The organism is Lamprobacter sp. (assembly GCF_034860625.1).
GTDB lineage: Bacteria > Pseudomonadota > Gammaproteobacteria > Chromatiales > Chromatiaceae > Lamprobacter.
Genome location: NZ_JAYESN010000006.1, coordinates 20,215 through 42,928, shown reverse-complemented (window position 1 = coordinate 42,928; position 22,714 = coordinate 20,215). Strand labels below are relative to the sequence as shown.

The following is a 22,714-nucleotide window of genomic DNA, read 5'->3' as shown; positions in this document are numbered from 1 at the left end:
GAGCAGGCTCCTGTCAGGGAGCACCAAGACCGCTTCCAGCACCCACTGCTGCGCAGGCTGCCGGAGCGGGTTTGGTATCAGGGCCATTGGCTTGGCCTTTGGCTGGCGCCGCTCGGCGGGCTCTACTGCGGTTTTGCACAGCTGCGTCGCTGGCTCTATCAACGTGGCTGGCTGGCCTCCTATTCGGCCCCTGTTCCGGTCATCGTGGTTGGCAACCTCAGCGTTGGCGGCACCGGAAAGACCCCCTTGGTGCTCTGGCTAGCGCGCTACTTGGCCGAGCGCGGCTATCGACCTGGCATCGCGCTGCGCGGTTATGGGCGGCAGCGGACATCCCGGGAGCTACCGCAGCAGGTCCCGACCGATGGCGAGGCCAGCCGGTTTGGTGATGAGCCGGTACTGCTGGCCCGGCGCGCTGGCTGTCCGGTGATGGTCGGGCGTGATCGCGTCGCGGCGGCGCGTCAGCTCGCCGAACACTGCGACTGTGATCTGGTGGTGACCGACGACGGCCTGCAGCATTACCGGCTGCAGCGTCAGCTCGAGATCCTGGTGGTGGATGGCGAGCGTGGTTTCGGCAATCGCCGTTGTTTGCCGGCGGGGCCGCTCCGCGAGCCGGTGAGCCGCGGGCGCAGGGTCGATTTGCTGATCGAGAACGGCGGCAGCCAAGGCTCTGGCGTCAGGGATGCTCCGCTCAGCCGTCCTGGAATCAGCGATCCTGGCGCCATGCTAGAAAGCGACAGGTATCGCATGCGGCTGCAGCCTGCTGATGCCCTGAGCCTAGTTGATTCGGCATTGCGACGACCGCTGGCCGACTTCGCGGGACAGCAGGTGACCGCGGTTGCTGGGATCGGCAATCCACAGCGCTTCTTCGCCATGCTGCGGGGCCTTGGCCTGCAAATACGGCCTCGGCCCTATCCTGACCATTATCGCTATCGCGCCGCTGATCTCCAGACCTGGCCTGAGGGTCCGGTGTTGATGACAGAGAAGGATGCGGTCAAATGTCGGGACTTCGCGGGACCAGCCCATTGGTGCGTGCCGGTGACAGCCCTGCCCGAGCCGCGTTTCATCCGGGCGTTAGAGGGAAGGTTGAATCAGGCGCTGGGACGAACGCTGGCGCCGATTGAGTAAGATCGGTGAGGAACCCAGTGGAATCGGCGTCATTAGCAGTGAATAGGTGGATAGGATCAATGAGCACAGAACGCCTAACGCAACCCTTTCGCGTGGTGATCCCGGCTCGCTATGGCGCTACCCGCCTGCCGGGCAAGCCACTGATCCAAATTGCCGGCAAGCCCATGATTGGCTGGGTTTGGGAGCGTGCGTGCGCCAGCTCAGCCGACGAGGTGTTGATCGCGACGGACGATGCACGGATCGCCGAAGTCTGCACAGACTTGGGTGCCAAGGTGGTGATGACGCGCGCTGACCACAGGAGCGGCTCGGAGCGAATCGCCGAGGTTGTCGAGCGCCGTGGTTGGGCAGCAGGGGAGATCATCGTCAACCTGCAGGGCGATGAGCCTGGGATCTCGCCGGCGCTGATCGATCAGGTGGCGCGCGGGTTGGTCCAGCATCCCGATGCCGGCCTCTCAACCTTGGCTTGCCCGATCGAGGACGCCAATTCCCTATTCGATCCACAGGTCGTCAAAGTGGTCACTGATCGTAACGGCTATGCGCTGTATTTCACCCGAGCGCCTGTCCCTTGGCATCGCGACCAATTCTCGCGCGATCAGACGCTGCTACCCAGTGGTGTGCCCTTTCTGCGCCACATCGGGCTCTACGCCTACCGTGCTTGCTTTCTCGCGCGTTATCTCGCCTGGCCCCCGTCTGTGCTTGAGCAGGCCGAGTCGTTAGAGCAGTTGCGGGTGCTCTGGCATGGAGAGCGCATCCATGTCTCTGAGGCGGAGACCTTGCCTGGTCCGGGGGTGGATACCCCAGACGACGTTCTTCAAGCCACGCGCTGGCTGAAGGCGAGGCAATAGGCACAACCTCGACTCTGATCACGTCCATCGGTTAGCCTGCCAGCCTAGCGTACCGGTTAACGGACCCGTTAGCTTACTGGCTAGCCTAAAGCCCCAGCCTCAAGTCCGTCGAGCAGATGCATCAGCTCCTCGGAAAATTCGCCCTCTGGACCATGGATCGGAACCTCGATGTGCTCATTGGCGCGGAACACCGCCTGACCGAACTGGTCGGTCTGGATAGGCGGAACTACATCAAAGGCCTCAAGGACCAGGTGTCCCTGATCTGGATCACTGTCACCAAGGATCTCGACGATTCGGCAGTCACGGCCAAAGTAGAGGCAGTCACGCCCGATGAGCGCTCGCAAGTGTTGGGTAAAGGCGTCATGGGTCATCAGCATTCTCGAGCATCATATCCAGAGGATGGCAGAGAGGATGGCAACGAGTAGGAGATGGTTGCTGCGGCGAGCAAAAAAAATGCCCCGCGAGATCGCGGGGCAATTCACCACTGAGGAGGTCAGAGGACGGAAATAGCAGAGAGGGAGGTTTCCGCCTCAATGAGATCGAAGCAGAATCAGTGCCAACTTGACGTGTCGGCATCCCAGCTCGTCTATGCATTGGTCTGGCAGCCTGCGATGGGTTGTGATCGTGCGAGACGGCCTGTATAACCCTGCAAACAAAGGGGTGCGAGTGGGTAACAATTGGATCAAGCAAAGCAGTTCCTGCACTACCATGGTGCGCTGGGCCTCGAAAGACCGCTGCTGCCAAGATGCTTGCTCTCTCGGGTTTGTTCCGATCCCGATCATTGGCTACAGCATTGAGCGATACCCGGCTTGAAAGCCGGGTCAGTGATACGAGCGTGAGCAGCGTGAGTGTGAGTGAGTCTGTTGCGGCTGGGCCTTAGCGCCATTTCCTTTGTACTTCTCCTTGAGCGATTCATAGATCGCTCTGCGCTGATGTTCGTCTCGTTCAACTGCAAGGCCAGGGTCAAGGTCGGATACACACCGGGTCGCGCGACTACTTCCATCATGCCGATGCGGTTGGCGAGCTCTAGGCCATCGATGGCGACTGAGTTGTTCTGTCCGAGGTGTAGTCTGATGTTGGCTTTCATAGTTAGTCCTGGTTTGTGTTGGCGTGGCTCAAAATCCAAACTCGGCAAAATCGATCGGCTCGTCATCGACCCCATGAACCCGGATCGTGTTCAACCGAAGCGTGTCACCGTTGACGACGCCTTGTGCGGTATAGGTGAGCAGGCGCTCCCCCATCGCCTCGGGTGTTCTGTAGCCTGACTCGACCTCGACCTCGCCGTCACCTTTTGCGGTGACCGAGCAGGGGACGTTGATGGTCTTGAAAGCCGTGCTAAGACTGCGACGAATCAGATATCCAGCGGTCTGGCAGATGTCGCGCTCGGTCATCGTGCCGGCGATTGGGCGTTTGGCGACTTCGCGCTCGGCCTTGGCGGCTTCGCGTTGCTCCTCGCTCGGCGGCTCAGCAAACATGGCCGAGAGGGTAACGGCGATGATCAGGAACAACGCGAACCAGGCGGCGACGCTGGTTGGCGGCTTGTTCTTTGCGCCGCAGCTCGGGCAGGTCTTGGCCTTCTTGGCGATCTGATGGCCGCAGGTCTTGCAGGGGGTGAGTTTGCTCATGATGACTCCTGTTTTCTATCGTTGTGGCCGGTTTAGGGTATCGCATCCCGAGTGCCAAGCCATCCAAAACCAGCATGTATGCAGTTGATTTTACTGCTACGCTAAACGCTCTAATTTCCGCAATCTCCGAAACGAAAACCTCTAAAAACGCTTATGAATCAAAAACTTATCCGTGTCCTTTTCTGCTGCATGGGTAATATCTGCAGATCGCCGACGGCGCAGGGGGTGTTTACCAAGCTCGTGATCGAGGAGGGTTTATCGCCGCTGATCGAGGTCGATTCGGCAGGAACCCATGCCTACCATGTTGGCGAGCCGCCAGACCCGCGCGCGCGGGACACGGCGCAGCGGCGCGGGATCGATCTTTCCCGCCAGCGCGCGCGCAGGGCCGTGGCTGAGGACTTTGAGCGGTTCGATTATGTGCTGGCGATGGACCAGGATAACCACCGGGCGCTCTCCTCGCTCTGTCCGCCAGGCTTCGAGGACCGGCTCAAGCTGTTCATGGATTACGCACCACATCTGAAGATCCGCGAGGTGCCTGATCCCTATTATGGCGGCGCCAATGGCTTCGAGGTGGTCTTCGATATGGTGGATGAGGCGGCGCGCGGGCTTCTTGAGGCGATTCGCCGCGAGCGGCTCGGGTCTGTTTAAGCCCAGCCCGTTTCCCTTAGCCCGTCGTGCTGAGCAGGCTGTCGTAATCGATGGGTCTCATCGACCCTGACAGATCCCGCTTGAGATCATCGGCAAGCCTGAGCTCGAGATCACCAGGATGGATGCCGATTCGGATCGGCAGGTTGCGGCTCCTCGCCTGATGCCAGTTCCAGCGATTCCAGAGCCGTAACACGGGCGCGCGCAGCGCGTTATCTGCCTCATAGCCGGTGAGGGGCAGGGGTTGGGTGCGTTCGGCAGCGCTGTCGATGATCCCGTCGAACCCTTCGTAGAGCGAAAAGGGGCAGGCCTCGCGCAGTCGTGCAAGCGAGATGCGACCCATCGCCCATGCCGGCGGCACGTAGAGCCTTGGCGGCCTCAGCCCCTGCTCAGCGAACCAGGCGTGGCAGCGATTGATCAGTGCGATGATCCCCGCCTCATCGAGCGCCAGATGCTCGGCTACCTGGCGCGATAGCAAGAGGCTATGCAGGCGGTGGTAGAGGCCACCGATCCGCTCCGCCTGGTGCTGCCAACCATGACCAGCCAGTGTGTAGCCCTCACGCTCTAGGCTGCGGAGGGTTTCGATGCACTTGCGGCTCCAGTTGCGGCCAGGCACGACCAGCAAGGTGACCGGCGCCAGCTGATGTTGCTCTAGCCGCTTGACGATCTGCAGCACCGCCGGCAGGGTCTCCGGCATCAGGTCGTGCACCGAGATTAACGCCTTTGGCAAGGCGGCATTGGTGACTCGCGATACCTGATCAACGGCTTTCATACTGCTCCAGGCCTTGCGGGTCTTGGTCGCGCAGCACCGAGAGCCAGTGATGCAGATTACGATCGTTGATCTGCCGCGCCGCCTCGCGCCCAAGCGAGGCCTGGTGCTCGAGCATCTCCTGGTCCAGCGCACACACGCGTGTCAGTGTGCTAGAGAGCGTTTCATCGTCACGCATCTGGAAGAGCGCGCGATTGAGCTGGTCCCAGCTCAGGATACCGCACTGCGATGAGACCACGACTAAACGTCCGCGGGCCATCGCCTCGAGGGCGATCGTGCCAAAGGACTCGATCGTCGATGGCAGCACCAAGAGATCGGTGCGATCGATCAGGGGCAGAATCGCTTGGCGTCGGACCCAACCAACGTAGTCGAGATTCGGCAGGCGGGCGGCCTCTTGTTGGACCCAATCACGCAGCGGGCCATCTCCGGCGATCTGGAAATTCAGTTGCGGCAAGGCTTCGGCGGCCTCGATCACGGCACCCAGATTCTTCTCCGGGGCCAAGCGTCCGGCGAACAGCACCTGTTCGATCCGGGGGCGCAGCGGACTGACCGGCACATCCAGAAACTGCTTCGGTATCGGGGTGCCCATGAGGCCGACCTTGGACGCGCCGATTGAACGCGCGACGTCCAGCATCTCGTGCGAATTCGCCAGCACCAAGTGGCTCGATTTGAACAGGGCGCGATGGCAGTTGTTCAGATAGGTCTGGGCGAGCATGCCAAACAGGCGCCAGTGATTGTTGAGTGCGGCCAAGCGCTCGAAATGGGTGTGGAAGCCCACCACCAACCGCGCTGGGGAGCGACGCACAAACAGCAGACCGAGCATTGCATAGGGGCCTGGTGTCGGGATGATGATGGCATTCGGGTCAAGCCGTTTGAGCCGCCGAAGGATGAGCTTCGGCCAAGGGATCAGAAAACGCTGCGTAGGATCACCTGGCATCGGCATCGCTAAACCACCGTGCCAGCGGCCGGCGCGGTAGCGGGGCGAGATCAACTCGACCTTGGCCCCGGCGGCCTTCAGGTGTTCGGCCAGATCTCGATAGTAGGTGCCGACGCCATTACGCTCCGGCGCGGCATCCGAGATGATGGCCACTCGAAGTCCGCGTGCATCGGCGGCTTGCATCCGAGCGACATCGAGGGTCGCGGTCGGCGCTGCTGGCTGAGCGGTGTTCAGCATGTTGCTGTCCGAGCCTCAGCCACCGCGGTGCGCGGTGCCACTGCCGACGCCAGCACTGGATGCCGATAAGCCGCCGCGAAGCGCTCCGAGACCGAGGCCGGGGTCAGGCCGAACTGCTCGAGGCTGTAATGATGGCTGCTCTTGTAGCTCCGTGCCCGGCGATCTTCCTGCGCGAGCACCAGATCAAAGTCCGCTGAGACTGGCAGCGCAAAGCGTTCGTAGACCTCTTTTAGGGTCTTGCCGAGACCGCCGCGCAAGTCTTGCATGCCAAGCGCCGCATGCCGCGACGCTGGAAGTTGTTCACGTAGCCGATCCAGGTTCTCGTAGTAAAAGGCGAGCTGGGCGGTCAGTCGTTGACGCACCGGCTCGCTATCCGCCGGCACACCGAAGAAGGCCAGGCCGGCCTCAATCGAGCTGAGCTGAGAGGGAAGGGTCTCGAGCGGATCACGAAGACTGACAATGAAGCGGGCATCCGGAAAGCGCTGGGCGAGACTCTGTGCCATCGACGCAAAGGCCGCGTTCTTTGACAGCAGGCGTTTCCCGTCGCCTTGCACATAGAGATGGCGCTTGAGACAGGACTCATAAAAATCGAGCAGGCGCTCGCGCTCAGCCGGCTCGAGATCAGCATCGAAGCGACCGACGCGCCAGATGTGCTTAAACTGCGGGAACGGCAGCGCCAGGATGAAACAGGAGAGGACCGGCATCAGCGCGAAGTAGTCCTCTTCCGGCGTGGTCAATCCCATTGGATGCACATCATCGAGCCCAGCGAAGACCCGCCGCTCGAGCCTGCTCAGCAGCCGAGCCATTGGCGCGCCAATGGCCCGATCGGCACGCGCAAGCGCGCGGAAGAACAGCCGCTGCGTGACCGATGGGGCAAACAGGCATTCCCAGGTCCGAAAGGTTGTGAACTGCTCATCCTGAGCCAGCACCTGATGCAAGCGCGTGGTGCCACTGCGAGGGACGCCGAGCACGAACAGAGGCGCCTCCACTCGCACCCGGCGCCAGCCGCGGAAGAACAGATCATCGAGCAGGAAACCAAGCCAGTGCAGCGCCTGGCCGAATGCAAAGATCGGCAGGAAACCGAGCATGATCAACAGCCGCCGCGGCCTCAAGGCGGCATGGCCGTCTGGAGAGGCGGTCAGACTCGAGCCCATCAGGCCGATGAAGCGCTTGGTCGAGATGAGGAAAAGCTCAAGCATGGCAACTGTATTCGGCCTTGGTGTTGGCAAGGTCATCAGAATGACTAGCGTTTGTCATGATGGCATCAGAAGACCCTGGTTGAACTGCATCGTCATGCTTAGTGACTGTCCAGAAATGACTTCCCGATTTCGGAGCGACCTGTCGCGGCAGCTTCGGGAAGCAAATGATGGACACTTCCTTATTGACCGGCTGGATTCGACTGCTGGCCTGTCGCATCGCTCGGCGGCGCTGGCTCACCGTTGCCACCCTGCGCCAGCGGCGTCGCTGGTCGCATCCTCTCCTTGTGCTCGGCTGCTGCCGCAGTCGGCGAAGCTTGGTCGGTGGTTTCGGCTGTTGCAGAGATTGTACGGCTCGGAGCGACCTCTTGGCTGCTTGTCGTCTCGGGTATCGGCTTCACAAGTGTGGGCTCAGGTTTGGGTGCTGATGTTGGCTCAAGTTTGGTTTCAGGCTTGGGCTCAAACTCAGGCTCAGGCCTAGACTCAGACTTGGGCGCTGCCGGATTTTCAGCATCAGGGGCTGCAACCGGGGAATCCTCATGCCGGGATGGCTGCAGTTGCGGTTTCGCGGTCGATGCAGTGACGGCTGAGTCCGCCTTCTCCGCGCTGGCCTCCGCTTCGGGCTGCGTCTTGGCGTCAGCAGTGGGCGCCGGCGGATTCGAGGTTGGCGCAGTGGATGGGCTGGGCGTCGTCGACTTCGCATCAGACGGGCTTTGGGCGGTGCGGACGGGGTCGGGCGGCGGTTCGTCTTGCATTGCTTGCCGCATCAATCCCTCTGTCCTCGCCCGCCGATCCTCGGACGCGGGGCTCGGCTCTGGCGCAGCGGCCGGTGCTACTTCGGTCATCGATGGGCTTGCTGCATCCGATGGCAGGTCTTCTTGCTGTTCGCTCGCAGTGCTGGTGCCTTCACTGCGCCGGCGGCCGCGGCCACCACGGCGACGGCGGCTTGAGCGGGCTCGACCCGAAGGCTTGTTCTCGCCGTCCTCTGCGCCTGGCTCAGTGCGCGTGTCATCAGCAGTCTCTTCGACACTCGCAGCACCCCTGTCGGTATGCCTATCCGTCTTCGCCCGCTCGCCAGTCGTTGAACCAGTTTCAGGGCCTGTTTTCTGGTCGTTGTCGTTCTTGTCTGCGTTCGCACCTGATGTGCTCACCACCAGCGCCCTTGAGGAGGACACTGGCGTTGCCGCGGGTTTTGCAGTTGCCGATGACGGCTGCGCCTCGTCCGAGGCTGCCGTGTTGCCCGATTCGTCAGTGGCAGCGTTTGCGGAATCGCCAGGTTGCTGAGTGCGCCGACCGCGGCCACCTCGCGAGCCGCGACGAGAGCTGCTGCGTCGCGATGGACCCTGGCTGGATGGACCCTGACTCTGAGCGCCGCCGTTTGCCGCCGTCTGGCCGAGCGCTTCTTGCGTGCCCTGTGCACTGCTATTGATGTGATTGGTCTCCGTGCTCGTGCTGTCCTGATCTGCCGCAGACGCGGTCTCCCTCGCGCTGCTGCGATCATTGCCAGGGCTGCTCGACCGACGCGAGCGGCGCTCACCACGGGCGTTGCGACTGCCTTGGTCGCTCCGTCCGCGGTCAGATCCAGCGCCTCTGCCACCTGATGACGTCGATCGATCGGCACGCGGGCCGGCACCGGTCGAGCGCCTCGATCCGCCTCCCGCATCAGCGCCTTGCGCCGACGCATCGTCGGGCTGATCAGCCGGCAGGGCGAAGAGTGTCGACCAGATCCGCTTGAGCACGCTCTCGGTGCGCCGGCCTTGCTCGCTGGCGCTATCGGCTGCGGTCGGCATCGGCGGCACATCGTCCAAGGGGTCGGGGCGTTGCGGTGCGGGCATCGAGGGGGCCAATGCCTTCACCGCAGGCTCTTCCGGACGCGGGATGCTGTGAGGCCGCGCAAAAGCGGGCTCGGCCTGTTTCGGTTGCGCGGCCAGGTCGTAGCTCATCTCGTTATCAGCGAGGCGCTCGGCATCCTGGGCGCGGATGCGCTCGATCTCAAAGTCCGGCGTCTCCATGTGCCGATTCGGGATCAGCACGACATCGACCTGCTGGCGCTCCTCGATCTGCAGGATCTGCCGGCGCTTTTCATTCAAAAGGAAGGTGGCAACCTCGACCGGCAGCTGCGCGATGATGCGCGAGGTGCGATCCTTCATCGCCTCTTCCTCGACGATCCGCAGCACCGACAGCGCCAGTGACTCAACGCCGCGGATGACGCCCTGGCCCTTGCAGCGTGGGCAGACCAGCTGGCTGGATTCACCCAGCGAGGGACGCAGGCGCTGGCGCGACATCTCCAGCAGTCCGAAGCGCGAGATGCGCGCGACCTGCACCCTGGCGCGATCATGCTTGAGGGCGTCGCGCAGCCGATTTTCGACCTCGCGCTGATTCTTTGCCGGCGTCATGTCGATGAAGTCGATCACGAACAGACCACCGAGGTCGCGCAGCCGAAGCTGGCGGGCGATCTCGTCGGCCGCCTCGAGGTTGGTGTTGAGTGCGGTCTCCTCGATATCCGCGCCCTTGGTCGCCCGTGCGGAGTTGATGTCGACCGAGGTCAGCGCCTCGCCCTGGTCGATCACCAGCGAGCCGCCCGAGGGCAGCCGTACCTCGCGCTGGAACACCGACTCGATCTGGCTCTCGATCTGGTAGCGGGTGAACAGCGGCACCTCGTCCAGATAGAGCCGCAGCTTCTTCAGGTTCTGCGGCATCACCTGGCGCATGAAGGCCTCGGCCTTCTCGAACACCTTGGAATCATCGACCACGATCTCGCCGATGTCGGCGCGCAGATGGTCGCGCATCGAGCGGATGATGACATCGCTCTCTTGGTAGATCAGGAAGGGCGCCTTGCGCTCCTCGCCGGAGGTCTTGATCGCATCCCAGAGCTGGAGCAGGTAGTTGAGATCCCACTGCAGCTCCTCGGCGTTCTTGCCGACGCCCGCAGTACGCACGATCAGGCCCATGTCCTCGGGCAGTTCGAGCTGGCTCAGCGCCTCGCGCAGCTCGGAGCGATCGTTGCCTTCGATCCGCCGCGAGACACCACCGGCACGCGGGTTGTTCGGCATCAGCACCAGGTAGCGGCCAGCCAGCGAGATGAAGGTGGTCAGCGCCGCGCCCTTGTTGCCGCGCTCCTCCTTGTCGATCTGCACCATCACCTGCTGACCTTCTCTGATCAGCTCCTTGATGTTGGCGCGGGTGCCAGGCTTAGGCGCGTCTTGGCGGAAGTAGCTCCGTGCAATCTCTTTGAGCGGTAAGAACCCGTGGCGATCAGAGCCATAGTCGACGAAGGCCGCCTCCAGGCTCGGCTCAACGCGGGTGATCGTGCCCTTGTAGACATTGGCCTTTTTCTGTTCGCGTCCCGCACTCTCGATATCCAGATTGTACAATTGCTGGCCGTCGACAATGGCCACCCGCAACTCTTCGGGCTGAGTTGCGTTGATCAGCATTCTTTTCATCGTTATCGGATCTCTCGCCTTGGCGCGAGGCGCGGTCCACCGCCGAACAGCTCGGTTGTGGCGGCGCGCGCGAGCGGCTTCATGTGCCGCCGCACCCGGGTGCCGGGGCGGACCTGCCCGCGCGGCGTTCGCGCTGAGCAGATGCTTTATTGAGCCCTTGGCATGCCTGGGCACGCGCTTTCAATTAACCTATGGTGCCTCGCGCAACGCGCCGAACACCCTGTCGAGTCACCAGCGCCATGCCAATGCTCGTCGAAAAACCAGTAGGGAGGAAGGAATTGCGACCGGGTGTCACAATTGGCTCGGCGATGCGCCATACTGTTGGCTGGCCAGACGGCTTGCGCATCGGTGCAGGCCCCAAGTGACGGGGCGACCAACCCCTTGAGCATCATGCATTGCCCCCGGAGCTAGGAACCTTGAGACCTCGCTCGGACCATCGCCATGGGCTCGGGCCGACGCTCACCCTGTCTTGTGCCGCACCTCCCCGTTGCAGATGGTACGCGCACGCACCTTCCCACGCAGCACAAGCTCCGAATGCTAGCAAGCTTTCTCGGTACCGGCAATTGACCCACAAGTCGCTATCCAAGCACCCCAAGCAGCCTCGCCCGAAGCAGCACCGGACAGGACGCCATCTACCGCGGGCCTCTGACGCCAACCCGCAGACGGGAGCCCCGACAAACACGGCCATGCGAACACCGGCGCAAACCGAACAAGGCGCGCAAGGCCCAACCGTGCAATGGGTCGAGGTCAGCCCGGATGCCGCCGGCCAGCGCATCGACAACTTTCTCTTGGCGCAGTTGAAGGGAGTGCCACGCAGCCTGGTCTATCGCTTACTGCGCCGCGGCGAGGTTCGGGTCAACAAGGGGCGTGCGCGACCGTCGCAACGGCTCGAGGCAGGCGATCAGGTGCGACTCCCGCCGCTGCGACGACCGGCGCGAGGCGAACCGATCGCGCCCTCGGCCCAGCTCAGGGACCGCCTCGATGAGGCCCTGTTGTACGAAGACGATCGGCTGCTAGTGCTGAATAAGCCAGCCGGCCTGGCGGTGCACGGGGGCAGCGGCATCCACCTGGGGGTGATCGAAACACTGCGCGCGATGCGCCCTGGAGCTGAGTTGGAATTGGTCCATCGGCTCGATCGCGACACATCGGGCTGTCTGCTGATCAGCAAGCGCCGCAGCGCGTTACGGCGCCTGCATGCGCAACTGCGAGATGGCGAGGTTGACAAGCGCTACCTGGCGCTGCTCTGCGGGCAGCTTCCACAACCGCAGATCGAAGTGGCGGTGGCGCTGAGCACGAACCGGGTGCGAGGTGGTGAGCGCCTGGTGCGCGTCGACCCCCTGGAAGGGAGGCCTTCGCGCACCTGGTTTCGCTCCCGGCAACGCCTTGGCCCCTTTACCCTGGTCGAGGCGAAGCTGGATACCGGGCGGACACATCAGATCCGGGTCCATGCGGCCCACCTTGGGGCCGCCGTCGCGGGCGATCCGAAATATGGTGACGCGGCTGATAATGAGCGCCTCAAGGCACTTGGACTAAAACGCTTGTTTTTACATGCCGCGACCCTGAGCTTCCGTTCTCAGGAAGAGGGTCCGCTAGTGCAGGTCAGGGCGCCGCTTCCGAACTCCTTGGCAGCGGTTTTGAACAGACTTGAGGAGGAACCTTGGACCTGAGGCCCCATTCAGTCACCCCCTGTTCCGGCACCCTCCGTTCCGGTACTCCCAGTGCAGCCACACCCGGCGCAGTCCCTGAGCTGCAAGGGATCGAGCTGATCGTCTTCGATTGGGACGGCACCCTGATGGACTCGGAGGCACGCATTGTTGCCAGCATGCAGGCCGCCTTTGCGGATATCGGCCGTCCGTCGCCGCCTGCAGCGGCGGTACGCGCGGTCATCGGCCTTGGGCTCGAGGAGGCGATGTTGCGTCTACCGGGGGTGAGCAGCGATGAAGATCTGTCTGAGATCATCGCCCGGTATCGGCACCATTATCTGAGCGCCAATGCGACCCCGACACCGCTCTTCGAGGGTGCCATGGCGCTCATTGAAGCCCTGCATCAGCGCGGTCAGCTGTTGGCAGTGGCCACCGGCAAGAGCCGGCGTGGCCTTGATCAGGCGCTCGACCAAACCGGACTGCGGCCTTGGTTTCATGCCACCCGCTGCGCTGAAGAAACGCTGTCGAAGCCGCATCCCGGGATGCTGCATGAGCTGATGGATGAACTGGGCGCTAAACCCGCGAACACCTTGATGATCGGTGATACGGATTATGATGTGCTGATGGCGCACAACGCCGGCGTGCGGGCTCTGGCCGTCAGCTACGGCACGCAGTCCGCGGCGCGGTTGCTCGAGCACAAGCCATTGGGCTGTGCGCCCTCGATCGCGGTGCTCTCGGACTGGCTCTTGACACTCCCCCTGACGCGTTCGACTGCTGACGGAACCCAGGTATGAAGCTACCCGCATGGATCAGTCGCTTGAAACAGGGCGATCTGATGACAGGCACAGCAATGCCGCCAACCGATGACCCCGAATGGGAGCGTGCCCTGATCAACCGCATGGCGGCCGAATTCCTGCGCCAACAACGGCGCTCGCGGCGCTGGGGTCTGGTGCTGAAATTTGCCATCCTCGCCTATCTGCTGTTGCTCTCGATCACCCTCCTGATGGACGGGGTCGGTCGCTCCATGGGCTCGGCCGGTGAGCACACAGCCCTAGTCAAGGTCGAGGGGCTGATCGCGGACGAAACGAACGCCAGTGCGGATCGCCTCGTCAAAGGGCTGCGAAGCGCCTTCGAGGCGGAGAGCGCCAAGGCGGTCATCCTGCGCATCAATAGTCCGGGAGGCAGCCCAGTGCAGTCCGGCTATGTGTTCGACGAGATCCAACGCTTGCGCGAGGCGTATCCGGATAAGCCGATCTACGCGGTCGCCGCTGATGTCTGCGCCTCAGGGGCCTATTACATTGCCAGTGCCGCCAACGCGATCTACGTCGACCGAGCAACCCTGATCGGCTCCATCGGCGTGCGGATGGATAGCTTCGGTTTTCAGCGGGCGCTCGATGAGCTCGGCATCCAACGCCGCCTCCTCACCGCTGGCGAGCACAAGGGTATCCTGGACCCCTTTTCGACCTTCGATGACTGGGACCGCGCCTTTATCCAAGGCCTCTTGGATAATCTGCATGGGCAGTTTATCGCCGCGGTCAAAGAGGGTCGCGGCGACCGCCTCAAGGGGGGGGATGAACTGTTCAGTGGCCTGTTCTGGACCGGCCAAGAAAGCGTTGAGCTAGGACTCAGCGACGGCCTTGGCAGCCCGTCGACGGTGGCTCGGGAGATCGTCGGCGCGGAGAAGCTGATCGACTATAGCCAGAAGCGCGATCTTTGGGAGCGCGTGGCAGAGCGGGTTGGGACCAGCCTCGCGACCAAGCTGATCGAGATCACGGGTGCGGGGATACCGCGTCTGCGCTAAATGCTCAGAACGCAGCGGGCGCCTGCAGCGGATCGACCCCAGCGGCACGCAGCAGTTCGCAGAGCCGAATCAGCGGCAGCCCGATGAGGCTGCTGGGGTCGGCACCCTCGAGGCGCTCGAAGAGCGCAATGCCAAGGCCCTCCGACTTGAAGCTGCCGGCACAGCCGAAGGGCTGCTCACGATCGATATAGCTAGCGATCTCGGCATCCGACAGGCTGCGGAAGTGCACCTGATAGGGCTCGCAGCAGACCTGCGCATGATCACTGCGCGCGTCATACAGACAGAGTCCCGTCGCAAAGCGCAGGCTGCGCCCAGAAGCTTGGCGCAGCTGGGCGAAGGCGCGCTCGCGCGTGCCGGGCTTGCCGAGCACCTGATCATCGAGACAGGCGACCTGATCAGAGCCGATGATGAGCGCCTCTGGAAACTGGGCGGCGACCGCTCGCGCCTTAGACTCGGCGAGTCGTTGCACAAGCGCGACCGCCGGCTCATCAGCCAGGCGCGTTTCGTCGCAATCCGGCGCTGCCGTCGCAAAGTCGAGGCCCAGGCGGCTGAGCATCTCGCGCCGAAAGGGGGAGGTCGAGGCGAGCACGAGGGTCCGTGGCGAGGTTTGCTGCCCAGCCTGAAGGCTACTCGTCATCTTGGTCACCGAAATCTTGCTCACCGAATCCAGGAGATCAGGCGCATCAGCGGATCGCCGGCGGTGGTCTCAGATTCCACCCGCCCGCGCACGCTCTGGCCGAGACGGTGGACCGCGTCAGCATCGCCGCAAACAAGGGGATGCCAGTCCGGCAGGGGCTTGCCCTCGGCGACGAGCCGATAGGCACAGGTCTCGGGCAGCCAGTAGGGGTTGGCCAGGGTTTTCGGCGACAGCGTAACGCAGTCTGGTACGCGCTCGGAGCGCTTGGGATAATCCCCGCACCGACACTGATCCTGATCCAACAGATGACAAGCCACATCGGTGTAGTGAATGGTACCGCTGTCCTCATCCTCGTACTTGGTCACGCAACACTTCGCGCAGCCGTCGCACAGCGACTCCCATTGCGCGGCAGAGAGTTGATTGAGTGGAATGCACTCCCAAAAGGCACCGATTGCGCTGGCAGGCTTGGCCATGGGTGAGGTCTGGTTGATACTGGTCATCCCTCTAGCTTACCTTGAATCACCAGTGACGGATCTTTGCGAATGGTCAGGCGCCAACAACCCGATCGGACTCTGTATGCTGATGACAGCAGGGTGTATTACAGCGAACTGCCAACACCCTTTGGCCTGATTGGCGTCTATTGGCGGGACCAACAGCTCATCCGCGTGCTGCTCGCACCCGAGCTGCCGCCGAAGCCCTGGTTTGCGCCAGTGCATGCCCCCAAGCCTCAACACAAGCCCGCCCCCAGTGAAGACGCGATGACACAACAGGCGCGACTGAGCCCACGCCAGCTGTCACTGAGTCGACAACCCTTGCCACTGACCGCAGAGGCCCCAGCCTGGCTGCGCGCTGAGCTGGATGCCTACTTTGCTGACCCAGGATATCGCTTCAGCTGTCACATCGAGCCATCCGGTACCGTTTTCCAACAGCGGGTTTGGACGCTGCTTGCGGCCATCCCGCCTGGCAATCCTCTCACCTATGGGGCGTTGGCGACGCTGCTGGGCAGTTCGCCGCGTGCCATTGGCAACGCTTGCCGAGCCAACCCGTTGCCGCTGCGAATTCCCTGCCACCGCGTGGTCGCCGCCAATGGCTTGGGGGGGTTCGCTGGTGATCGCAGCGGTCGACTGCTCGCGATCAAGCGCTGGCTGCTCGACCACGAGGCCGGGTTGAGTCCGGATCATGGGGCTGCTACCCCCCTCAGCGAACAGGATCGTCGCCCATGAAGTCCGCGAGACAGTCCACATCTAGCGCAAGTCCAAGCTCAGGCTCAGGCTCAGGCTCAGGTGACGATTCAGGTCTGCAGGTGATCGAGGCCTTTGCTGATGCCCTCTGGATGGAGCGCGGCCTCAGTGCGAATACCCTCGCGGCTTATCAGTCGGACCTGCGCGGCTTTCATCAGTGGCTCAGCCGCGAGCGCGGACGCGGCCTGGCTCAGGCCCAGCGCAGCGATCTGCTGGACTATCTTGCGGTGCTCACACAGCAAGGACGCAAGCCGCGCTCGTCAGCGCGCATGCTTTCCTGCCTGCGACAGTTCTACGGCCATCTTCGGCGCCAGGGCGCGATGACCGAGGACCCCAGCGAGCGCATCGAAGCACCGAGACTGGGGCGCCCGCTCCCAAAAACCCTGACCGAGGCCGATGTCGAAGCACTCCTCGAGGCGCCCGATCCTGATGATCCACGCGGCCATCGTGATCGAACCATGTTGGAGGTGCTCTATGCGAGCGGTCTGCGTGTCACCGAACTGGTCACCCTGAGGCCAGATGCGGTCAGCCTGACCCAGGGCGTGGTGCGCATCACCGGCAAGGGCGACAAAGAACGCTTGGTGCCGCTCGGCGAGGAGGCAACCAGCTGGTTGGCCAGCTATGCACGGGGGCCACGCGCGGTGCTGCTCGGCAACCGCAGCTGTGAGTATCTGTTCCCGACCCAGCGTAGTGATTGCATGACGCGCCAGGCCTTCTGGCAGTTGATCAAGCGCTATGCCGCCCTGGCAGGGATCATCAAGCCGCTCTCGCCGCACACCTTGCGTCATGCCTTTGCGACCCATTTGTTGAACCATGGAGCCGATCTGCGCGTCGTACAGATGTTACTCGGGCATAGCGATCTTTCGACCACGCAGATCTACACCCATGTGGCGCGCGAGCGTCTGCAGCAGTTGCACGCGAAGCACCATCCGCGTGCTTAAATCGCGCTGCGCCTAACCGGATCATCACCGGTTAGCAGTAGACCTGATCCGCCGCATGCTCTATGTTCCGCGGCTTTCATCATCCCAGCGACCGAGGCAATCAGCATGACAAGACGTTTTCGGATCGGGGCCGCGAGCCTCGCCATGGCCACCGCCGCTTTGCTGAGCGTCAGCACGACGATCAGCGCCAGTGAGGCACAGACCATCCGCGCGGCCCTGGCCAAGGTGCTGCCGGATGCGAAGCCGACCAGCGTGCAGCCGACCCCGATCGATGGCCTGTTCCAGGTCGAGATCGGCCCGCAGGTCATGTATATGACCGGCGATGGCCGCTATCTGATCGACGGTGCCATCGTTGACCTCGAGACCCGCGAGAACCTGGCCGAAAAAGCCCAGAATGAGGCTCGTCAGCGTGTGGTCGACGCCCTCGGCAAGGATCAGATGATCGTCTTCGAGGCACCGAACGCCAAGCACGAGATCACTGTCTTCACTGACATCGACTGCGGTTACTGCCGCAAGCTGCATCAGCAGATCGAAGGTTATGCGGAGGAGGGCATTAGCGTGCGCTACCTGTTCTATCCACGCACCGGTGTTGATACGCCTTCTTACGACAAGGCCGTCTCGGTCTGGTGCGCCGACGATCAACAGGCCGCCATGACGGATGCCAAGAACGGCAAACCAGTCGACAGCCAGGCCTGCAACAACCCGGTGCAGCGCCACATGGAACTGGGCGAGCTGATGGGCATTCGCGGTACTCCGGCCATCATCCTTGAGAATGGCCAGATGGTGCCCGGCTTCGTCGAGCCCAAGCGGCTGGTCCAGGTGCTGGAGCAGTCATAGCCGATGGGTCAAGGGCTTCCGCGGCTCGCACATGCCTTGAAGAAGCCGTCCATGTTTACGGGTTCGCGCAAAGCGCGGTGTTGGCATCTGTTGCCCGTCCGCGTAGAGCGCGCTTGTGGTCCGACTGCCGAGTCGGATGATCTAAGCGTTTTATCTGGAGATCTGACGATGGATGCACTTTGGCGCCGATTTAGCCTCTGTTTGTTGGCCGTTGTGGTCTTGCTCAATCTTCCCGTCATCGCGAGCGCAGCGCTTGTCGAGGGGCGAGATTGGAAGGCCCTGAGTGCAACAACACCCAGCAGCGAAGGCGACGAGATCGAGGTCTTGGAGTTTTTCTCCTACGGCTGTCCGCACTGTGGCGACATCAATCCGCTGATCAAACAGTGGACTGAGACGCTACCAAGCGATGTGCGCTTTGAGCGCGTACCCGTGACCTTTGGGCGTGCCGCTTGGGAGAGCCTGGCGCGGCTTTACTTCGCACTTGATTTCGCCGGCGAGCTGGAGCGGCTAGATCAGGCCGTCTTCGAGGCCGTGATCAACCAGCGCACCAATCTCTATACCGAAAAGACCGTCTTGAATTGGATTGCCAAGCAAGACGTCGAGCGCGAGACCTTCGCTAAGTTCTACAACAGCTTCGCGGTCGAGGCCGCGTTGGCCAAAGCCAATACTCTGGCGGCCCGTTTTCGCGTTGACTCGGTGCCGATGATCATTGTCGACGGTCGCTATGTCGTCCTCGGCGAAGGCGCCAAGACCAAGGCCGATCTGCTCAAGATCGCTGATGCGCTGATCGAAAAAGCCCGTGCAGCCCGGCAAGATTGATCTGATCCCCAAACTGATACCCCAATCTGATCCCCAAGGCCCTCATCTACAAGCCTGACCCAAAAGCCTGCCCCATGAAGCTCGGTTTCACCCTATGTCTCATCGCCTCCGCCATCCTCTTGAGCAGCTCTATGTTTAGCCATGCGACTGATTCCGTGTCCGACCCTATTGCGGCAGAGGCCAGGGGTAACGGGCTGCCGCGATTGATTCCGCGCGAGGTCCTCTTTGGCAATCCAACCCGCGCGCAGGCACGGCTATCGCCGGACGGTCGCCATCTGAGCTGGCTCGCGCCGTCCGCCGAGGGCGTGCTCAATGTCTGGGTGCAACCAGCCGATCGCAGCACGGAGGCGCGCCAGATCACCGCTGACCAACAGCGCGGCATCCGCAACTACGGCTGGAGCCAGGACGGCGCGCGCATCCTCTATGTGCAGGACGAGGGTGGGGATGAAAACTGGCATCTCTACGTGGTGGCGTTGGATGGCTCGGAGGCGCGCGACCTGACCCCCTTCGAGGGTGTGCGTGCGCAGAATCTGATGACCGATCCCAAGCATCCAAACGAGATCCTGGTCGGACTCAACAAGCGCAATCCGAGCGTCTTCGACATGTACCGGGTCCAGCTCGACAGCGGCAAGGTCGAGCTGGATACCGAGAATCCTGGCGATGTGGTGAGCTGGCTGACCGATGCCGAGTTCCGCATCCGCGCTGCTGAAGCCACCGACCCCGAGACTGGCGACGACATCATTCGAGTGCGCGACGCGGTCGATCAGCCTTGGCGTGAGCTGATGCGCTTCCCCTTCGGCGAGAACGGTGGTGCGCTGGCGTTTAATGACAAGGGCGATCAGCTGTTCATCACCAGCTCGATCGGTTCGGATACCACCCGGTTGCTGGCGCTGGACATCAACTCCGGCAAGCCAAGCCAGGAACTGGCCCAGCATGCCCAGGCCGACGTCGGCTCGGTGATCATGCATCCGACCGAGCACCGGATACAGGCAGTGGAATTTGATTACCTGAAGCCGGAATGGACGATCATTGACCCGAGCATCGCTGACGACCTGGCCTATCTGGAGGAGACCGCCGAGGGCACGGTCGCGATCGTCAGTCGAACCCTGGCCGATGACCGCTGGATCTTTGTCGACCAGCCCGACGATGGGCCGGCGACCTACTATCTCTACGATCGTGAGTCACGCGAGCCGCGCGAATCGACCGAACAGCGCGAGCCACGCAAGGCCGAGCGCCTGTTCGTCACCCGCCCGGAGCTGGCCGAGTATGATCTCGCCAAGATGCAGCCGCTCGAGATTCAGGCCCGCGATGGTCTGACCCTGCCGTCGTATCTGACCCTGCCGCTTGGGCTCGAGCCCAAGCAGCTACCGCTGGTGCTGCTGGTCCACGGCGGCCCTTGGGCGCGTGACGACTGGGGCTATAGCGCGCAGGCGCAGTGGCTAGCGAACCGGGGCTATGCCGTCCTGCAAGTCAACTTCCGCGGTTCGACCGGCTTCGGCAAGGCCTTCCTGAACGCCGGCAATGAGGAGTGGGGCGTCGGTGCCATGCAGCATGATCTTACCGACGCGGTGCGCTGGGCGATCGAGCAGGGCATCGCCGATCCAGAGCGTGTCTGCATCTACGGCGGCTCCTATGGCGGCTATGCGACCCTGGCTGGGCTTGCGTTCACGCCCGACCTTTACGCCTGCGGCGTCGACATCGTTGGCCCCTCGAACATCGAGACCCTGTTCCAATCGGTGCCACCGTATTGGGCGCCGATGAAGAAGCAGTTAGTCAAGCGCGTGGGCGATGTCGAGAACGATCCTGAGCTGAACCGTCGCATTTCGCCGCTGTTCCATGCCGAGAAGATCGAGGCGCCGCTGATGGTGTTGCAGGGTGCCAATGATCCACGCGTGAAGATCGCCGAGGCCGATCAGATCGTCAACGCGATGCGCGAGAAGGAATTACCCGTGACCTACCTCGTCTTCCCCGACGAAGGCCACGGCTTCGCGCGTCCCGAGAACCGGCTCGATGCGAATGCGCGTATTGAGCAGTTCTTAGCGCAGCAACTGGGCGGTCGCGCCGAGCCAATCACACCGATTGAGGGCAGCACGGCCGAGGAGCGTTAAGCGGACTCGCCTGCGGCCAGAAGCCCTCATTCAGGCATCCGCGAGCATCTGCGAACCACAGCCAGCCGGTGGCCGATGATCCGTATTGGGCGTTCAAGCGAGCGTCTCGGTCTCAAATCCAACCAGCGTGCGTTCCTGGCGGCTGAAGTCGATGCCGATGAGGTGAATCGGCAGGCCCTCGGCGCGGTATTTCTCGGCATAGCCGCGATCCTTGATCTGCTGCAGTGCGCTGCCCTTGGGACTCAGCTCGACCACCTTAAACTCGAACAGCCAGAGGCGTTGATGAAAACGCAGGCGCAGGTCGAGCCGGCCATGGCTGCTGGCGTCCTCGGCGACCAGATCCAGACCCAGTGCGGCCAGGTGGCTGTAGAAGACGCTGGCATAGAAGCCCTCAAAGCGCGCCAAGTCATTGCCGTCGTGCCACTGATGGGGGATGGCGGCAAACAGACTCACCAGGTGCTGGCGCAAGGACTCGAGATCATCGCTCACCAGGACATCGTAAAGGCGGCTGATGGCGCGCTCGGCCTGCATGGCATCGCCCATCAGGCCCTTGAGCAGGGCGTCGTTGAGGGCCGATTCCACTTCCAGATTGGGATAGCCGAGGCTGTACTCACAGCGTGCGCCGATCTGGCGCGAGCCGGTGAAGGTCAGATAACCGGTCTGCCAGAGCAGCGCCTCAGAGGGCATATTCTGCACATCAAAGGTCGAGATCAGCGCCTCGGAGGCACGCACCTGGTCCAGGTCGGGGGTGAAGTAGCCGCGCTTGGTGAGCACATCGACCAAAAAGGTCGGCGTGCCGGTCTCGAACCACCAGGGGTGAAACTGGCGCTTCTTGAACAATAGCAAGAGGTCAAAGGGGTTGTAGACCGCCTCGCCGAGCCAGTTATAGCCGTTGTACCAGGCGCGGATCTGCTCGCGGTCCAAGCCTTCGAGCTCGGGGGCGAAGACCTGATCCAGATCGGCCTCGGTGTAGCCACAGAGGGCCGAGTATTCGGCGTCGACGGTGATGTCGATCAGGTTGTTGAGCCCGGAGAACAGGCTCACCTTGCTGAACTTGGACACGCCGGTGAGGAAGGCGAAGCGGATGTGGGCGTCGGCATCCTTGATCACCGAGTAGAGGTTACGCAGCCCGTCGCGCATCGCCTTGGCGGTGTCCGGATCGGTGAGGTTGTCGAGGATCGGCTTGTCGTATTCGTCGACTAGCACGACCACGCGCTCACCGGTGGCAGCATGGGCGCGCTGGATCAGCTCACTGAAACAGCCGACGATATCGGTGGCATCGCGACAGGAGATAGCCAACGCCTCCTGATTCTTATGCAGCAAGTCCAGGATGCGACGATCGAGTTCGGCGCGCGTCTGAAGTACACCGCCACCAAAGCTCAGCCGGATCACCGGGAAGCGTCGCGACCAATCCCAGCGCGTCTCGGCCTCGAGCCCTTGAAACAGCGCCGCGTTGCCCTCGAACAGCTCGGCCAGGGTATCCAGAAAGAGCGACTTGCCAAAGCGCCTCGGCCGGGAGAGGAAGTAGGCCTTGCCCTCGTCGATCAGTCGCAGTGCAAAGCCGGTCTTGTCGACGTAGTAGTGATCAGACTCGCGGATCTCGCGAAAGGTCTGGATACCGATGGGTAGTGAGCGGCGTGGCATGGCGAGGGTCCGTGAGTCTGATCGCAGGCGAAGGCATGGAATGTTAGCGAGAGGGTGGATGATCGGTTTGATGCTTTACAGGCGGCGATAGCCGTTTGGGAAACTATTTGGAGACGTCTTGGAAACGTCTTGTATGCGCTCAGCACAGACCATACCGGAAAATGGTCGTTGGTTCCGCTGATGATGACTGACGCGGGCGCGGAGGGTTTGACCAACAGGCT

Annotated in this window: 20 protein-coding genes; 11 read left to right on the top strand and 9 right to left on the bottom strand. The window is 62.5% G+C overall.

Translation table 11 applies throughout. The features are described 5' to 3' along the window. Positions 1-48: 48 nt before the first annotated feature. Complete coding sequence (gene lpxK / locus VBE63_RS02800) at positions 49-1,125, top strand: tetraacyldisaccharide 4'-kinase (protein WP_416274497.1); 1,077 nt, start codon at positions 49-51, stop codon at positions 1,123-1,125. A 59-nt stretch (positions 1,126-1,184) separates the two neighbouring features. Then, positions 1,185-1,970 (top strand): 3-deoxy-manno-octulosonate cytidylyltransferase, encoded by a 786-nt coding sequence (kdsB, locus tag VBE63_RS02795; RefSeq protein WP_323681472.1) that lies wholly within the window; start codon positions 1,185-1,187, stop codon positions 1,968-1,970. 80 nt (positions 1,971-2,050) lie between these two features. On the opposite strand, the gene VBE63_RS02790 is transcribed toward kdsB, so the two are convergent. Together VBE63_RS02790 and VBE63_RS02785 are read right to left on the bottom strand one after the other, a co-directional pair. Further along, positions 2,051-2,341 (bottom strand): hypothetical protein, encoded by a 291-nt coding sequence (locus VBE63_RS02790; protein WP_323681471.1) that lies wholly within the window; start codon positions 2,339-2,341, stop codon positions 2,051-2,053. 744 nt (positions 2,342-3,085) lie between these two features. Next, on the bottom strand, positions 3,086-3,595 hold the full coding sequence (locus VBE63_RS02785; RefSeq protein WP_323681470.1) for a zinc ribbon domain-containing protein: 510 nt from the start codon (positions 3,593-3,595) through the stop codon (positions 3,086-3,088). A gap of 153 nt (positions 3,596-3,748) precedes the next feature. On the opposite strand from VBE63_RS02785, the gene VBE63_RS02780 reads away from it, so the two are divergent. Continuing rightward, entirely contained in the window at positions 3,749-4,243 is a 495-nt protein-coding gene (locus VBE63_RS02780) for a low molecular weight protein-tyrosine-phosphatase (protein WP_323681469.1), read from the top strand. 16 nt (positions 4,244-4,259) lie between these two features. On the opposite strand, the gene VBE63_RS02775 is transcribed toward VBE63_RS02780, so the two are convergent. The 4 genes from VBE63_RS02775 to rne all read right to left on the bottom strand — a co-directional run bounded on the left by VBE63_RS02775 (position 4,260) and on the right by rne (position 10,822). Next, complete coding sequence (locus tag VBE63_RS02775) at positions 4,260-5,012, bottom strand: polysaccharide deacetylase family protein (RefSeq protein WP_323681468.1); 753 nt, start codon at positions 5,010-5,012, stop codon at positions 4,260-4,262. After that, positions 4,999-6,183 (bottom strand): glycosyltransferase, encoded by a 1,185-nt coding sequence (locus tag VBE63_RS02770; protein WP_323681467.1) that lies wholly within the window; start codon positions 6,181-6,183, stop codon positions 4,999-5,001. The genes VBE63_RS02775 and VBE63_RS02770 overlap by 14 nt, the downstream gene beginning before the upstream one ends. Continuing rightward, positions 6,177-7,382: a sulfotransferase gene (locus VBE63_RS02765; protein WP_323681466.1), complete on the bottom strand. Its 1,206-nt coding sequence runs from the start codon at positions 7,380-7,382 to the stop codon at positions 6,177-6,179. Before VBE63_RS02765 ends, VBE63_RS02770 begins: the two co-directional genes overlap by 7 nt. Positions 7,383-7,561: 179 nt before the next feature. Further along, a complete protein-coding gene (rne, locus tag VBE63_RS02760) occupies positions 7,562-10,822 on the bottom strand; it encodes a ribonuclease E (RefSeq protein WP_323681465.1) in 3,261 nt (1,086 codons plus the stop codon). Positions 10,823-11,508: 686 nt separating this feature from the next. Here rne and VBE63_RS02755 point away from each other — a divergent pair. Genes VBE63_RS02755 through VBE63_RS02745 form a run of 3 tightly spaced genes read left to right on the top strand, consistent with a single transcriptional unit; the run spans position 11,509 to position 14,266 of the window. Beyond that, complete coding sequence (locus tag VBE63_RS02755) at positions 11,509-12,489, top strand: RluA family pseudouridine synthase (RefSeq protein WP_323681464.1); 981 nt, start codon at positions 11,509-11,511, stop codon at positions 12,487-12,489. Further along, complete coding sequence (locus tag VBE63_RS02750) at positions 12,480-13,259, top strand: HAD-IA family hydrolase (protein WP_323681463.1); 780 nt, start codon at positions 12,480-12,482, stop codon at positions 13,257-13,259. The genes VBE63_RS02755 and VBE63_RS02750 overlap by 10 nt, the downstream gene beginning before the upstream one ends. After that, positions 13,256-14,266, top strand: coding sequence for a S49 family peptidase (locus VBE63_RS02745; protein WP_323681462.1), 1,011 nt, complete (start codon positions 13,256-13,258; stop codon positions 14,264-14,266). The genes VBE63_RS02750 and VBE63_RS02745 overlap by 4 nt, the downstream gene beginning before the upstream one ends. 4 nt (positions 14,267-14,270) lie before the next feature. Here the strand turns inward: VBE63_RS02745 and VBE63_RS02740 are convergent, their stop codons facing one another. After that, positions 14,271-14,903 carry a Maf family protein gene (locus tag VBE63_RS02740; protein ID WP_323681461.1) on the bottom strand — a complete coding sequence of 211 codons (633 nt, stop codon included), beginning with the start codon at positions 14,901-14,903 and terminating at the stop codon, positions 14,271-14,273. 20 nt (positions 14,904-14,923) lie between these two features. Then, complete coding sequence (locus VBE63_RS02735) at positions 14,924-15,403, bottom strand: YcgN family cysteine cluster protein (protein WP_323681460.1); 480 nt, start codon at positions 15,401-15,403, stop codon at positions 14,924-14,926. 42 nt (positions 15,404-15,445) lie between these two features. On the opposite strand from VBE63_RS02735, the gene VBE63_RS02730 reads away from it, so the two are divergent. From VBE63_RS02730 to VBE63_RS02710, 5 genes are all read left to right on the top strand, one after another. Next, entirely contained in the window at positions 15,446-16,126 is a 681-nt protein-coding gene (locus tag VBE63_RS02730) for a methylated-DNA--[protein]-cysteine S-methyltransferase (RefSeq protein ID WP_323681459.1), read from the top strand. Positions 16,127-16,206: 80 nt separating this feature from the next. Then, positions 16,207-17,085 (top strand): site-specific tyrosine recombinase XerD, encoded by an 879-nt coding sequence (gene xerD, locus VBE63_RS02725; protein ID WP_416274496.1) that lies wholly within the window; start codon positions 16,207-16,209, stop codon positions 17,083-17,085. Between the two features lie 105 nt (positions 17,086-17,190). After that, positions 17,191-17,922, top strand: a complete 732-nt coding sequence (locus VBE63_RS02720) for a DsbC family protein (protein WP_323681458.1) — start codon at positions 17,191-17,193, stop codon at positions 17,920-17,922. Positions 17,923-18,090: 168 nt separating this feature from the next. Continuing rightward, entirely contained in the window at positions 18,091-18,741 is a 651-nt protein-coding gene (locus tag VBE63_RS02715) for a thiol:disulfide interchange protein DsbA/DsbL (RefSeq protein ID WP_323681457.1), read from the top strand. 155 nt (positions 18,742-18,896) lie between these two features. Further along, a complete protein-coding gene (locus tag VBE63_RS02710; protein ID WP_323681456.1) occupies positions 18,897-20,849 on the top strand; it encodes a S9 family peptidase in 1,953 nt (650 codons plus the stop codon). Between the two features lie 93 nt (positions 20,850-20,942). On the opposite strand, the gene VBE63_RS02705 is transcribed toward VBE63_RS02710, so the two are convergent. Further along, positions 20,943-22,493, bottom strand: a complete 1,551-nt coding sequence (locus VBE63_RS02705; protein ID WP_323681455.1) for an ATP-binding protein — start codon at positions 22,491-22,493, stop codon at positions 20,943-20,945. Between the last annotated feature and the right edge of the window lie 221 nt (positions 22,494-22,714).

Coding starts and splice junctions, on each gene's coding strand:
- kdsB (WP_323681472.1), top strand. CDS start 1,185: ATGAGCACAGAACGCCTAACGCAACCCTTTCGCGTGGTGATCCCGGCT.
- VBE63_RS02790 (WP_323681471.1), bottom strand. CDS start 2,341: ATGACCCATGACGCCTTTACCCAACACTTGCGAGCGCTCATCGGGCGT.
- VBE63_RS02785 (WP_323681470.1), bottom strand. CDS start 3,595: ATGAGCAAACTCACCCCCTGCAAGACCTGCGGCCATCAGATCGCCAAG.
- VBE63_RS02780 (WP_323681469.1), top strand. CDS start 3,749: ATGAATCAAAAACTTATCCGTGTCCTTTTCTGCTGCATGGGTAATATC.
- VBE63_RS02775 (WP_323681468.1), bottom strand. CDS start 5,012: ATGAAAGCCGTTGATCAGGTATCGCGAGTCACCAATGCCGCCTTGCCA.
- VBE63_RS02770 (WP_323681467.1), bottom strand. CDS start 6,183: ATGCTGAACACCGCTCAGCCAGCAGCGCCGACCGCGACCCTCGATGTC.
- VBE63_RS02765 (WP_323681466.1), bottom strand. CDS start 7,382: ATGCTTGAGCTTTTCCTCATCTCGACCAAGCGCTTCATCGGCCTGATG.
- rne (WP_323681465.1), bottom strand. CDS start 10,822: ATGAAAAGAATGCTGATCAACGCAACTCAGCCCGAAGAGTTGCGGGTG.
- VBE63_RS02755 (WP_323681464.1), top strand. CDS start 11,509: ATGCGAACACCGGCGCAAACCGAACAAGGCGCGCAAGGCCCAACCGTG.
- VBE63_RS02745 (WP_323681462.1), top strand. CDS start 13,256: ATGAAGCTACCCGCATGGATCAGTCGCTTGAAACAGGGCGATCTGATG.
- VBE63_RS02740 (WP_323681461.1), bottom strand. CDS start 14,903: ATGACGAGTAGCCTTCAGGCTGGGCAGCAAACCTCGCCACGGACCCTC.
- VBE63_RS02735 (WP_323681460.1), bottom strand. CDS start 15,403: ATGACCAGTATCAACCAGACCTCACCCATGGCCAAGCCTGCCAGCGCA.
- VBE63_RS02730 (WP_323681459.1), top strand. CDS start 15,446: ATGGTCAGGCGCCAACAACCCGATCGGACTCTGTATGCTGATGACAGC.
- VBE63_RS02720 (WP_323681458.1), top strand. CDS start 17,191: ATGACAAGACGTTTTCGGATCGGGGCCGCGAGCCTCGCCATGGCCACC.
- VBE63_RS02715 (WP_323681457.1), top strand. CDS start 18,091: ATGGATGCACTTTGGCGCCGATTTAGCCTCTGTTTGTTGGCCGTTGTG.
- VBE63_RS02705 (WP_323681455.1), bottom strand. CDS start 22,493: ATGCCACGCCGCTCACTACCCATCGGTATCCAGACCTTTCGCGAGATC.